The sequence below is a fragment of the Parapedobacter sp. SGR-10 genome (genome assembly GCF_011030405.1).
In the GTDB taxonomy this organism is placed as follows: Bacteria; Bacteroidota; Bacteroidia; order Sphingobacteriales; family Sphingobacteriaceae; genus Sphingobacterium.
This window is the reverse complement of the sequence record NZ_JAAJTJ010000009.1, coordinates 20,837-34,471: the sequence shown is the minus strand read 5'-3', so window position 1 is coordinate 34,471 and position 13,635 is coordinate 20,837. Positions and strand designations below refer to the sequence as shown.

At 43.1% G+C, this 13,635-nt stretch carries 10 protein-coding genes; all 10 read right to left on the bottom strand.

What is annotated here, in order from left to right:
* Nucleotides 1-29: 29 nt before the first annotated feature.
* The 10 genes from G5B00_RS08700 to G5B00_RS08655 all read right to left on the bottom strand — a co-directional run bounded on the left by G5B00_RS08700 (nucleotide 30) and on the right by G5B00_RS08655 (nucleotide 13,629).
* Nucleotides 30-3,119 (bottom strand): efflux RND transporter permease subunit, encoded by a 3,090-nt coding sequence (locus G5B00_RS08700; protein ID WP_163873610.1) that lies wholly within the window; start codon nucleotides 3,117-3,119, stop codon nucleotides 30-32.
* A gap of 6 nt (nucleotides 3,120-3,125) precedes the next feature.
* Nucleotides 3,126-4,217 (bottom strand): efflux RND transporter periplasmic adaptor subunit, encoded by a 1,092-nt coding sequence (locus G5B00_RS08695; protein WP_163873607.1) that lies wholly within the window; start codon nucleotides 4,215-4,217, stop codon nucleotides 3,126-3,128.
* 9 nt (nucleotides 4,218-4,226) lie between these two features.
* Entirely contained in the window at nucleotides 4,227-5,459 is a 1,233-nt protein-coding gene (locus tag G5B00_RS08690; RefSeq protein WP_163873604.1) for a TolC family protein, read from the bottom strand.
* Nucleotides 5,460-5,550: 91 nt separating this feature from the next.
* Nucleotides 5,551-6,885 (bottom strand): sensor histidine kinase, encoded by a 1,335-nt coding sequence (locus G5B00_RS08685; RefSeq protein WP_205966371.1) that lies wholly within the window; start codon nucleotides 6,883-6,885, stop codon nucleotides 5,551-5,553.
* A gap of 7 nt (nucleotides 6,886-6,892) precedes the next feature.
* Nucleotides 6,893-7,570, bottom strand: coding sequence for a response regulator transcription factor (locus G5B00_RS08680; RefSeq protein WP_163873601.1), 678 nt, complete (start codon nucleotides 7,568-7,570; stop codon nucleotides 6,893-6,895).
* A gap of 160 nt (nucleotides 7,571-7,730) precedes the next feature.
* A complete protein-coding gene (gene rny, locus G5B00_RS08675; protein WP_163873598.1) occupies nucleotides 7,731-9,290 on the bottom strand; it encodes a ribonuclease Y in 1,560 nt (519 codons plus the stop codon).
* A 250-nt stretch (nucleotides 9,291-9,540) separates the two neighbouring features.
* On the bottom strand, nucleotides 9,541-9,831 hold the full coding sequence (locus G5B00_RS08670; protein ID WP_163873595.1) for a cell division protein ZapA: 291 nt from the start codon (nucleotides 9,829-9,831) through the stop codon (nucleotides 9,541-9,543).
* Nucleotides 9,832-9,885: 54 nt separating this feature from the next.
* Complete coding sequence (locus G5B00_RS08665) at nucleotides 9,886-10,194, bottom strand: hypothetical protein (RefSeq protein ID WP_163873592.1); 309 nt, start codon at nucleotides 10,192-10,194, stop codon at nucleotides 9,886-9,888.
* A gap of 34 nt (nucleotides 10,195-10,228) precedes the next feature.
* Nucleotides 10,229-12,625, bottom strand: a complete 2,397-nt coding sequence (gene pheT / locus G5B00_RS08660) for a phenylalanine--tRNA ligase subunit beta (RefSeq protein ID WP_163873589.1) — start codon at nucleotides 12,623-12,625, stop codon at nucleotides 10,229-10,231.
* A 62-nt stretch (nucleotides 12,626-12,687) separates the two neighbouring features.
* A complete protein-coding gene (locus G5B00_RS08655; protein WP_163873587.1) occupies nucleotides 12,688-13,629 on the bottom strand; it encodes a hydrogen peroxide-inducible genes activator in 942 nt (313 codons plus the stop codon).
* Nucleotides 13,630-13,635: the final 6 nt, after the last annotated feature.

The following is a 13,635-nucleotide window of genomic DNA, read 5'->3' as shown; positions in this document are numbered from 1 at the left end:
AATTTTAGACAAAATTAAGGACGAGTAATCTATTCCGCCGACCGACGGTACATATAATGGAAAATCACAGGTAATACCGTAAAGGACAGCATCAGACAGATCAATAAACCACCGACGATCATGATAGCCAATGGTTTTTGGATTTCAGAACCCATCCCTGTCGACATAGCGGCCGGCAGCAGTCCCATCGACCCCATCAAAGCAATCATCACGATAGAGCGAATCCGGCTTTTCACACCGAGCCTAATTGATTGTTGCAACGTATTCTTTTTGAGAAAGTCTTTCATCACGGCAATCAGGATGATTCCGTTAATCGTATTCACGCCAAACAAGATAATCAGTCCTATACCTGCCGAAATACCAAATATAGTACCTGTCACCCACAGCGAAATAAAACCACCTATAAAAGCAAAAGGAATAGTGATCGCCGCAATCAACGTATCTTTCATATTACCAAAATTACTGTAAAGCAAAAGCAGGATAAGCAGCAACGAAATGGGAATGACGGTCATCAATTGCTTGGAAGCCCGTTCTTTGCTCTCAAATTCACCTGCCCACTCCATGTAATTTTCTTTCGGCAAATTGACCTTTTTAGCGACCATCTCCTTGGCTTCGGCAATGGTACTTCCCAAATCACGACCGTCTATACTGAATCCCACACCGATATAACGACTATTTCCTTCCCGATAGATAAATGCAGGCCCTGTCTGATAACTGATGGTAGCAACTTCGCGCAACGGAATATTTTGACCGTCGCCTGTGGGGATCAGAATATGTCCGATTTTTGTCGGTGTGTCACGATACGCACGGTCAAACCGCAACACTACATCAAACTGACGATCACCTTCATAAAACTTTGTGGCGGCCTGCCCACCGATGGTCATGGCAATGACCTCCTGCACATCGCTCGTCTGTACACCATATTTGGCCATCTTCGAATCATGCAGCTGGATACGCAACTCCGGTAATCCGATATTCTTGTAGACATTGATATCGGTTATACCCTTTACACCCGAAATAGCAGACGCCACTTGATTGGCATACTTTTCCAGATCATACAGGTCATCGCCAAATATCTTTATGACCAAAGAGCTCTTTACACCGGCCACATATTCCTCCACATTATCTTGAATAGGTTGGCTGAAACCAAAATTGATACCGGGATATTGGTTCAGCTGATGACGTAGCTCCTGGATGATATCCTCCTTTGATACCTTCCTTTCCCAATCTTTTTCCTCTTTCAACTGCACATTAAACTCGATATTAAAAAAACCGGTCGGATCCGTACCGTCATTCGGCCTACCTGTCTGTGTCAAGATGAAATCTATTTCTTTGCAGCTCTCCAGCATCAGCCCTTTCATCTCTTTGGTCAATTTCGTGGATTCTTCCAGATTCACACTATTCGGCAACGTCGCCCGGATATAAACAGCTCCTTCATTCAACTGTGGCAAAAATTCCGATCCATAATGTGCAAACTTGAACACACACAACAGCAACACGCCAATAAACACACCAACTGTAACCCGCTTGTAGGAAAAAGCTCCCTCAAACAATCCATAAATGGAACGACTGAAAAAACGTGTTATAAAATTTTCCTTTTCCTCCATACCACGCGTGTACAGCAACCGACACATCGCCGGCACATATGTCAGACTCAGGATCAACGATCCAAGCAAAGCGTACCCTAGGGTGAATGCCAATGGCGTAAACATCTTGCCTTCTACCTTCTGAAAGGAAAATATCGGCAATAAAGCAACGATAAGAATCAGCAAGGCAAAGAAAATATATGACGCTACACTTCCTGCACTTTTCTTGATGATGCCCAGTTTACTCATCTTGGCAAACCGCTCCGGCCCTACCCGATGGGATAAAGTGGCCATAGCCACAAAGACCGTTTCCACAATAACCAAAGTTCCTTCCAACAGCAGCCCGAAATCCAACGCCCCCATAGAAATCAGATTGGCAGGTAACCCCTGGATTTTGAGCATGATGATGGCAAATAAGAAAGACAAGGGGATAACGGAGGCAACAATGAAGGTAGATTTCCAATGGTACAAAAAGACAAAGACGATCAAGGAGACCAATAAGATACCTTCGATCAGATTCTTAGAAACCGTTTTTACGGTACTATTTACCAGTTTTGTCCGGTCGACCACCGTTGCTATCTGTACATTTTCGGGCAAAGTACGGGTATTGAGTTCCTCTATCTTGGCTTTTAGGCTTTCTATCACGGCAGACGGATTTTCACCACGGAGCATGACCACAATACCTTCGACGAGATCATCCTCTGCATTAAAACCGACCTGCCCTAACCGTGGCTTATGCGATACCACCACTTCGGCTACATTTTTGACCAATACGGGTGTAGAACCGTTTAATTTGATCGTTATATTTCCGATATCCTCGATATCATCCAATAACCCTACACCTCTGACCACATAAGCTTGATCACCCTGTTGGATCACATCGCCCCCGACATTGACATTCGATTTGGACACAGCCTCATACACATCCAATGGTGTCAAATCAAAGTTTTTGAGTTCCGTTGGATTGATCTTGATTTCATATATCTTTTCTTCCCCGCCAAAACTGATCACATCCGCTACACCGGGTACCCCCAACAACTCTCTTTCAATAACCCAGTCCTGAATAGCAGTGACTTCTTTTATGGGCAGATCACTTTTGATGACGTAGCGAAATATCTCGCCTGTAGCTCCCGATGGAGGCTCTATCGCCGCATCGGCCCCTTCCGGCAGATTGACTCCGGACAACTTGTTCGCAACATATTGCTGCGCATAGAAATCATCTACACCATCCTCAAACTGTATGGTAACGACCGACAGTCCGAACAAGGAGATCGAGCGGATATTGGATTTTCGAGGAATGCTGTTCATCTCTTTGGAAATCGGCAGCGTAACGAGCTTCTCCATTTCCTCCGCGCTACGGCCGGACCATTGTGTGATAATCCGTGCCCGGGTGTTCGTGACATCCGGAAATGCTTCTATAGGGGTATGGATCAAGGCATAAACACCTACAAAAAACAGTCCTATGGCACCAAAAAGCACAAAGGTGGTATTGCGCAATGAAAAAGTAACAATATTTTGAACCAGTTTCTTCATGTCCGTTTATTGATTTAACTGTTCATAAATCAACAAGGCATTGGAACCGATGACTTTTTCATCTGCATTCAATTTTTCCTGAATAAAAGCATACTCTTCGTTACTGCCGATGACGGTTATTTTTCGACATTCAAGGTTACAGTCATCTGTATACACGACGATGTATTGTTTGTTGTTGCTAAATACGATAGCCTTGTGTGGAACAGCATAAGCACTTCCGAGATTGTTTTTCTTGTCGATGATAATATCGGCGCTCAATCCCGGCATAAGGCGCAGATCTTGGTTTTCCAACACCACCCTTGCTTTGAGCACATGCTCTCTATCATCAAAGACATTATATATTTTATCGATTTTGCCTGTATAGAGCCTGTTGGGATAAGCAATTGTCCGCACACTGACATGGTCTCCCATATGTACATAGCGGAGATTGCTCGCATAGATATTGACCATGACCCATACCTCTTTCAGATTGGATATCGAAAATAAAACATCGCTGTCGCCGGTAATACTTTGCCCTATACTGATGGACTTTTGAATAATATAGCCATCCTTCGGAGCCAGTATCTGAAACGCTCCTCCTCCGATGGCTGTGTATAGCTGCAAGGATTGAAGTATACGCTCCAGCTCAAATCGCGCATTCTCCAGCTCATGCGCTGTCTCCAGTACTTCGGGAGCGGAGATCATACCGTCTTTGAGCAGATCTTCTTTGGTCTGTACCTGCTTTTCGAGGAGAGCAATCCGGTTTTGCTGATGAAGCTTCTGTTGGTACAACTCCTGTATCTGCACGGATTTTATTGTTGCCAGCACCTGCCCTTTACGGACAGGATCACCCAGCTCGAAATATACATTTTCCACTACACCGTCCAACAGGCTGCGAAAGGCTACCAGATCATTCTCATTATACTCGATCTTGCCGGAGAGTGTCAACTGCTCCGTAATCGGCTGCTCCTGTACCGTCAGAATAGTTGTGGATTTTTTCAGTTGCTCGGTCAGACAAAACTTTTCTTCTGAGGTTGAGTCCGAATGCTCTGTAGCCCTGTCATTGCAGCTTACGATTGCAAGGCATAAACTGGCAAAATAATATAGTATGTGTCTCATGTATTCGATTTAAAAGTCTCTACCTGCGATATATTGCAACTCTTCGTACGTGTTTTTATAGTCTTGAAACAAACTCCAGTAAGCTTTCTCCGCTTGGCGGAAAGCATCCGCAAAATCAATGAATTCAAGTAATGTCACCTGCTTCTCCTGCAAGTGCTTTTTGTATTTTTCCAACAGGGCATGAGGCTGTTCTCCCTGCTGCACATTCCACTTTGCCAAAGAGATCTCATACCCTCGCAATTGAGTTTGCAGGCGTATGACCTCATGCTCCAATTCTGTCTGCATATATGTACGGTGACTTCTCTCCTGCTCCAGCCCATATTGAGCGGCTTTGATATTTCCTTTGTTGGTATTGAATACCGGCAGATCAAAACTGACACCCACACCGATAAAATCCCGCATGATATTGCCGCCACGATCATAGTTCAACTGAAAGGTGAAGTCAGGCATACGATGTGCTCTTTCCAACTCAACCTGTTTTTCGAGCAGATCCAATGTATTGGTCTGACGTCTCAATCCGATATGCTGTGCAAGCAATGTGTCGATGGAACGTACAGAAACCCGTGTGCTCAAGTCGGTCGTACTATCCGCAAACCGCAACTTATCTAATGTCAGATCCGGCAATTGTGTCAATACTTTAAGCCGGTGCAGATGTTCTACCATTTCGGACTCCAGTTCGACTTTTTCTTTTTGGAGACCGACCAACTCACTTTGGATACGGTAGTAATCTGTCATGGAGACGTGTTGCTTTTCCGATTGACGTTTATACTGCTCATGCAACTGTTCGAATAGCCGGATAATGTCGTTCAATTGCATATCCTCTTGCTTTATTCTTTCTAAATGGTTGAAAGTCTGCCGCAGTTGTTTTTTTAATTCACGTAAAAGTTCTTCATAATCCAATAAGGCATTATTCCGTTCTAAACTCTGAATGGCTATACGCTTTTTACGCTTGCCGGCAGTCTCCACCAACTGTTCCAGTTCAACAGCAATTTGTTGTGCCTGTCCATATCGACCAAAGAGATAAGGAAGGGTTTCGGACGATGGATTTTTCCACATATTGATCTCGGATATATTCAATGTAGGATTGCTCCACAGCTTTTCCTGGACAATCTTCGCTTCCTCTTTTGCAATATTGTACTTACTGGCAATCAGTAAGGCATTGTTTTGCACAAAATGGGATTCAAGGTCCGAAAGCGTATATATCTGGGCCTGCACCACGCCCAATAGCCCAAATAGAATCATTATCACATAGCCTATGTACACCATATATATCTTTTGCAGCAAAGCTAATAAGGTTGTATTAAGACTACTTTTAAGAAAGGTTAGAATAGGATTAGAATGTCAATTGGACTTGAGTTCCCGACGAATTTGAAAAGATATCCATATCGACGTGGTGGAGATTAAAGATAATATGTGCCATAGAAAGGCCTATGCCTTTGCCTTGGTAACGCTGCGCATTTTGTCCTCGGAAAAAATTCTCTTTGACATGTTTCAAGTCGCTTTCATCAATGCCGATACCCTGATCTATAATGACAACCTGCAGGTGCTGATCCTGCATGAATAGGTTGATATGAATGGGGCTATTGTCAGAGTATTTAATCGCATTCTCGATCAGATTATTAAAAGCCAGTTCGAGCAGCTTGTCATTGCCCTCGAGTCGTAAACATTCCGTATCATCAACTTGTATGTCTACTTCAATCTTGGCTTGATGGTACAAAACAGCATTTTCAATAGCTTTCCAAATAATTTCATCGATTCTAATGGCCACGAATTCAAAATTGGTCTTCGCTCCAGACAATAGCATCATCTGATCGAGCGTCTCTTGAAGATCGTGTGTATATTGTTTGAGTTGAACCATGACATTTTCATATTCTTCCCCAGTACGTTTTCTTTGGTCGGTCACCTCAAGCGTGCCCAATAGAGCCGTGATAGGTGTACGCAATTCATGGGAAACATAATCGATAAAATTCTTCTGCACGTGAAAAGTCTGTGCAATACGATCGACAAAGTGATTATAGGTCAATACAAGGTCCTCCACTTCGGCATAGGATCTTTGCAGGGAAATAGGTTCATTGAAATTTTTGGCATCCCTATCCTTTATTTGTTCGATGATATGGATAATGGGTGCATAAGCAATATGACCCAGATACCGAGAAAAAAAGTAAATAAAGATCAGCCCCAACAAAGAAACAGCCATAAGTATATGGAGTAAGGAGCGCATTTGCGTATTGAACTCATCTTTCGGTTCACGCGTGATGACGACAAAGTCTCCTTGATTGTCACGGTAGAATATACCGTTGTAAAAAAAATCACCAGTATCAAAAAAACCTGTCTTTTCGGTTCGAATCCTTTCCACAAAATCTGTGGTAATATCATCATCGGACGTCATCTCTCCGCCAAATTTTTTATCCGACATATCGTAGACAATGATATTCCTTCGAGAGATCGCTTTGAGCAGCTGGCTTTTGATATTTTCGTGCTCCAATAGCGAAAGCTCATCTTTCTCCAGATAATAGATAGCCGCCAATAAGGACTTGCTCTCCAGAGACTGCTGCTCTTTTTTCTCCATCTGGGTATAATAAGAAATATAGATCACGGATGAGATAATCAAGGTAATCACACCGAAGATCACCACCGAATACAAGGAAAGGCGATGCTTTAATTTCATATTGTTTCTACGTTTTGAATATATAGCCTACCCCTTTGAGTGTATAGATGTATTTATTATTTGGATTTTCGATCTTGTTGCGAAGATAAGATATATAGACATCTACCACATTCGTATGATTATCAAAGGTAATGCCCCATACCGCATTGAGTATCTGCGTCCTTGTGACGGTCTTATCCACATTTTCGATCAGATACACCAACAGTTTAAACTCTTTCGGGGATAAATCTATCTCTTGGCCGGCAACCAGCACTCTATATTGATTTAGGTCCACGGTCAACTCTCCATAGCTGAAAATGCTCGTCGGAGCTTCTTCCTGCTGGTATTGTTGCCGGCGGGTCAATGCTTTTATACGGGACAGCAATTCGTCAAAATGAAAGGGCTTGGTAATATAGTCATCGGCTCCATAGTCGAGCGCGGTTACCTTATCCTGAACAGAACCCAACGCACTCAACATCAAAATAGGGACAAATACTTTTTTGTAACGCAGTGTCTGCACGAGTTGTATACCGTCCATACCCGGCAGCATAATATCACAGATAATCAAATCCCACTGTATAGTGCTATAGCAGGCCAACACATCTTCTGCGTTTTTGCATAGCGTCACCAGTATACCATTTTCTTCCAATCCCTTGATAAGAAAATCACTGATACGCTTGTCATCTTCTACTACGAGAATTTGCATAAATTCAAAAATAGGGATTAATATTGAAGTAGTGGTTTATCCCAACTTAATTCTAATCTGCTTTTAATATAAATAGATATTATAAAAGGACTTACCTCACATAAAAAAGCCCCAAAACTTTCGTTTTGGGGCTTTCCATGGTGCTTAAACCACTGGACTATTACTTCGCGTATGAAACCGAACGAGTCTCCCGAATGACAGTTACTTTGATCTGTCCCGGATAGGTCATCTCAGTCTGGATACGATTTGATATATCAGCCGCTAAAATCTCTGCCTGCGCATCCGATACCTTCTCACTCTCTACGACTACACGTAGCTCACGTCCCGCTTGTATCGCAAACGTTTTCTCGACACCGGGATAAGACAAAGCCAGGTCTTCCAACTCTTTCAGACGTTTGATATAGCTTTCAACAACCTCCCGACGTGCGCCCGGACGTGCGCCCGAGATGGCATCACAAGCCTGTACTACCGGAGAGATCATTGATGTCATTTCGATCTCATCGTGGTGGGCACCGATGGCATTGCAGACCTCCGGATGCTCTTTATACTTTTCAGCCAACTGCATACCCAGGATGGCATGTGGAAGTTCAGGGTTATCATCAGGCACTTTACCGATATCATGCAGTAATCCAGCCCGTTTAGCGAGTTTGACATTGAGTCCCAACTCAGCCGCCATTGTCGCTGCAAAATTGGCTACCTCGCGAGAGTGCTGCAATAAATTTTGTCCATAGGAGGAACGATACCGCATACGCCCTACCATTCTGATCAGTTCGGGATGTAGTCCGTGGATACCCAAGTCAATAACTGTACGCTCTCCGATTTCGACGATTTCGTCCTCGATCTGCGTACGCGTCTTGGCTACGACCTCCTCGATACGAGCTGGGTGTATACGTCCATCCGTCACCAAACGGTGCAGGGACAGACGTGCAATCTCCCGACGTACAGGATCAAATCCCGACAGGATAATCGCCTCCGGTGTATCGTCTACAATGATTTCCACGCCGGTAGCGGCTTCCAAAGCACGGATATTACGTCCTTCACGACCGATGATACGTCCCTTAATCTCATCGTTCTCAATATTGAAAATAGAAACTGTATTCTCAATGGCCGATTCGGTTGCTGTCCGTTGTATAGTCTGGATGACGACTTTTTTTGCTTCTTTCGAAGCTGTCAATTTTGCTTCATCCACAATGTCTTTGATCTGCATGACAGCCTGTGAACGTGCCTCCTCTTTCAACGAAGCAACCAATTGTTCTTTTGCTTCGTCTGCTGTCAATCCGGCGATGGTCTCCAATTGCTTGATATGCTGGTTCTTCAACTGCTCGACCTCCTCACGTTTCTTTTCGTTGAACTCAACCATTTGGTCCAGCTTCTTGTTTTTGTTATCCAACTCCTGCTTTTCACGGTTGAGGTTCTCCAGTTTTTGATTCAAGGATTGCTCCTTTTGCTTGATACTGTTCTCTTTCTGGACAATGATACTGTTGCGTTGGTTTACTTCTTTTTCATGCTCAGACTTCAGTTGCAGAAACTTCTCTTTCGCTTCCAACTGACGTTGTTTTTTGATATGTTCTGCTTGGCTTTCTGCATCCTTGATGATCTGGTTTGCTTTTTCACTAGCCTCCTTCTCTTGTTTTTTGAGCAATATTTGCAACAAAAAACGGCCAATCACAATGCCTATAAGAAGGGATATTATAATTGAAAGTGTTATCGATATACTCATATTTATTATTACTAATTTATTATTTACATTATATTCTACGGTAAAAAAAAACCGCAACTAAATTTCAGGTACCATGTATTATTAAACTTCCATTCACATGATTTGAGCTTGTGACCATGACCCAGATGGCTTTCGCAAAATGGCCTTCGTCTTGTTAATGCTCGTGATATTGAAGCGTTAAGTTTAAAATAGTGACAACCCGAATTTAATTGCGGTAAATTCGTCGTTATGCAGCTCTATAAAGAACGATTTATTTGTTAAAGAAATCCGTAAGAAGACTATCCAATTCATGAACCGACTGTTGCAGGCCAATGTCACTGTTCTGAACATTCTTCTCTGCCTTGATCATGCCTGTAGCATACTGCAACACACACATAGACAGCAAATCCTGCTTATCACGAACTGCATAATTCTCTTGCAATTCCTTCATTCTCTCATTTATCAATTTCGCTGCATGGCGTATAACCTCTTCTTCCTCTGCCTCTATCCGCAATGGATATACTCGATCAGCGATATTTATTTTTATGGAAATCTCTCCCATTTTTTCGAGCTTAATAACGTTATAAACCTATTCTCCCTTCAAAAACCATCCCTACTACTTCAACAAGTTTATACATCTATCTATTTCTCGCACAAAATCGTTAATTTTTTGTTTTGTGTCAAGTATTTTTTCATTTATGGCTTCCTTATCCACCTCGCCTTCCTCCAAGGACTTTGCGACCGCTACTGCTTTCAACTTTTCCTCAAGCTGGGTAATTTTGTCCTTACTAGTCTGAAAAGCCACCTGCATCGACTGCAACTCTAATCTCAACAGGTCATTTTCTTCTTGTAAAGTCTCGCACAATTGAATCAAGTTCCTCGTTTTCCCAACGATAACATCCATTTGTGCCGATAGTGATGCCATACTCTCTTCGCAATTAAATTATATCAATGAGCCTTTAACGCACTATTGCGCCCGTCTCTTTCTCAAAGTTAACAATTAATTTTTGAATAATGCTATCAATTTGTTTATCATTCAGCGTTTTTTCTTCATCTTGAATCGTAAAACTCAGTGCATAAGACTTTTTGCCTTTAGGAAGTTTATCGCCTTTGTAGACATCAAAGATATTGACCTCTTTCAATAGTTTACGCTCTGTTTTCGTAGCAACAGTCTTCAATTGCTCAAACGTAACAGCTTCGTCCACCAATAGAGCCAAATCCCGACGCACCGCCGGATATTTAGATACCTCCCTGTATTTTATAGAATTTTTACGAATAGCTTTCAGTACCAAATCCCAATCAAAATCGGCAAAATAAACCTGTCCATCCACATCTGCTTTGCCCATCGCTTCGGACGAAACAGCCCCCAAGGATACCAACACCTTCTGCCCTTTCAAATAATCCAATCCATAGGCCAGATCCTTATTGCCTGTCTCTTCGATCTGCAGATTGTCTATTTTCAGACGCTTCACGATAGCGTCGACAGCTGCCTTCAATGTATAAAAACTGACAGCTTTGGCATCATGGTTCCATTGTTCAGCCAATTGCTTCCCCACTATACCCAACGCCAACCGTTGTTTTTCTTCGTAGCCTTCTTCTTTAAGATGATAGGTCTTACCGTATTCAAATACTTTCAAGTCTGTAGCCTTACGCTTTTGATTGTATTCTACCGCGGTCAACACCGAATACAACAGGTTTTGTCGCATGATTTCCAAATCTGAGCTCAACGGATTCAATAATCGTACAGCCGTAGCCTCGTCATCTGTATAGGACAGTTTGGTCAAAGAGTTGGACAATATCTCACGGTAACCATTAGCTATCAGCAGATCGGCAATTTGGTTCAGCACCACTTCCTTGTCCGGTTTTTCCTGCGTATTGAGCGAAGCCAATATCTGTGACTTCAACTCAATATTATTGTACCCGTATATACGCAACACTTCTTCGATCACATCTACTTCACGCGTCACATCCACTTTATAAGCCGGTACTTCCACCTGAATAGAGTCCCCGTTTTCAGCCGTGATGGCTATACCCAACGCCAGGATGATTTCTTTGATTTCTTCTGCCGGAATTTCCTTACCGATCAGACGTTGCACGTTTTTGTAGCTGACAGTAAACGCAAATGGAGGAACGGGCGCAGGATAAATATCCTTAATAGTCGACGACACCGTGCCCCCGGCAACTTCCCGTATGAGCAAAGCCGCACGTTTCAACGCGAAAACTGTCATGTTGGGATCTGTGCCCCGTTCGAAACGGAAAGAAGAATCCGTTTTCAAAACATGTCGTTTGGATGTCTTGCGTACCGAAACCGGATTAAAATAAGCAGACTCCAAAAAGATATCCGTCGTGCTTTCGGTCACTCCCGAATATTCTCCACCGAATACCCCTGCAATGCACATAGGTTTTTCTGCATCGGCAATGATCAAATCCTCAGAAGACAATTTCCGCTCGACCCCATCCAGCGTCACAAACAGTTCGTCTTCCTGTGCCTTTCTTACAACCACTTTATTTCCAGCTATCATAGCGGCATCAAATGCATGCAAGGGTTGACCCAAATCATGCAGTACATAGTTGGTCACATCGACGATATTGTTGATCGTTCGAATACCTATAGCCTGCAATTTCTCTTTTAGCCAATCTGGTGATTCGCCCACCTGTACGCCAGAAATATTGATTCCCGAATAACGTGGACAAGCCTCGTTATCCTCCACAGCAACTACCGTCCCTTCAGAAAGACGCCCTTCTTGGAAAATCTCTATATTCGGCAGATCATATGTACTGCGAAAATAGGCTGCCAAATCCCGTGCGACCCCCAAATGGGAAGCTGCATCGGCACGATTGGGGGTAAGGCCGATTTCAAAGCGATAATCATCCTCAATTTGGTAAAACTCCTTGACCAAAGAACCTACCTTAGCCTCTACAGGAAGTTCAACAATACCTGCATGAGACATCCCCAACCCTATTTCATCCTCACCGCACAACATGCCTTCGGATACTTCCCCACGGATTTTGGATTTAGTAATTTTAAAAGGGTCTCCCGAAATGGGGTGACACGTCGTACCTACCGTAGCCACAATGACTTTCAACCCTGCTCGGCAATTGGGCGCTCCGCAGACGATGTGCAAGGGTTCAGCATTTCCGACATTAACTGTCGTCACACGAAGTTTATCTGCATTGGGATGCTGTTCAGCTGTCAGCACTTCTCCGACGATCAGACCTTCAAGCCCACCCGGTATAGCCTGTACTTTCTCTACCGCTTCGACTTCCAGACCGATGTCTGTCAAGATCAAGGAAAGCTCATCCGGTGTTTTGTCTATATTAAGATAATTCTTAAGCCAATTGTAAGAAATATTCATTTTCTAATGTTTTTGAGGATACAAAGATAGGGTTTTGTAAGGAAAAACAGCAATAACCAACATCACAACTCAAACCCCATGACCTCTTTTTTCTTTTTGGTCTTAAAACGTTCCGGGATGATTTCGAGGATTTCATTTTTCAAACTTGTCACAGCCTGTTTTTTGACGTAATTTTGTGTGGTCACAATACTGATTTCACGCACGGGCTCCGGTGATTTGAAATACCGGATATGAGACAGTTGGTCCTCGTCATAATCAGCAATACTGAGTTCGGGCAGTATCGTGACCCCAGAGTTGATGTCGACCATACGCTTGAGAGTCTCCACACTTCCGGTATTATACGCAAATGTTCCTGCAGAAGATTGATTGTGCTTGTAACTACAAATACTCAACACCTGTCCTCGCATACAATGACCTTCATTAAGCAGCCACAGTTTTTCCTCGGCAATATCCTCGGGATTTAATACCTTCTTCTTATACAGATCGCTTTTTTCGGACACATAAGCTACAAAAGGTTCATAAAACAAGGGGATTTCCTCAATAGCACTCTCATGGAGTGGAGTAGATAATATCCCACAGTCCAAAAAACCCTGCTTCAACTCCTGGATAATTCTTTCAGTCGTGTGTTCCCATATCTGAAGCTGCACGTTAGGATACTTCTGCATGAATATGGTGATAATATCCGGCATCAGGTAAGGAGCAAGAGTTGGGATGACTCCCAATTTTAATTCACCTGATATTTCACCCTTTTCGACCTGGATGATTTCTTGTATTTTTTTGCTTTCGGTCAGGATGACACGGGCCTGCTGCACGATACGCTCCCCGACTTCTGTCGTGATGATAGGCTGACGGCTACGGTCGAATATCTTGACCCCTAGCGCATCTTCCAGCTTTTGTATCTGCATGCTCAATGTAGGTTGTGTGACAAAGCACTTCTCGGCTGCTGAAACAAAACTTTTGTAAGTGTCTACAGCGACTATATATTCCAGTTGAACCAGTGTCATGATTTC

Coding starts and splice junctions, on each gene's coding strand:
- G5B00_RS08690 (WP_163873604.1), bottom strand. CDS start 5,459: ATGATTCTATTTGGGCTATTGGGCGTGGTGCAGGCCCAGATATATACG.
- G5B00_RS08700 (WP_163873610.1), bottom strand. CDS start 3,119: ATGAAGAAACTGGTTCAAAATATTGTTACTTTTTCATTGCGCAATACC.
- G5B00_RS08695 (WP_163873607.1), bottom strand. CDS start 4,217: ATGAGACACATACTATATTATTTTGCCAGTTTATGCCTTGCAATCGTA.
- pheT (WP_163873589.1), bottom strand. CDS start 12,625: ATGAATATTTCTTACAATTGGCTTAAGAATTATCTTAATATAGACAAA.
- G5B00_RS08685 (WP_205966371.1), bottom strand. CDS start 6,885: ATGAAATTAAAGCATCGCCTTTCCTTGTATTCGGTGGTGATCTTCGGT.
- G5B00_RS08670 (WP_163873595.1), bottom strand. CDS start 9,831: ATGGGAGAGATTTCCATAAAAATAAATATCGCTGATCGAGTATATCCA.
- G5B00_RS08680 (WP_163873601.1), bottom strand. CDS start 7,570: ATGCAAATTCTCGTAGTAGAAGATGACAAGCGTATCAGTGATTTTCTT.
- rny (WP_163873598.1), bottom strand. CDS start 9,290: ATGAGTATATCGATAACACTTTCAATTATAATATCCCTTCTTATAGGC.
- G5B00_RS08665 (WP_163873592.1), bottom strand. CDS start 10,194: ATGGCATCACTATCGGCACAAATGGATGTTATCGTTGGGAAAACGAGG.
- G5B00_RS08655 (WP_163873587.1), bottom strand. CDS start 13,629: ATGACACTGGTTCAACTGGAATATATAGTCGCTGTAGACACTTACAAA.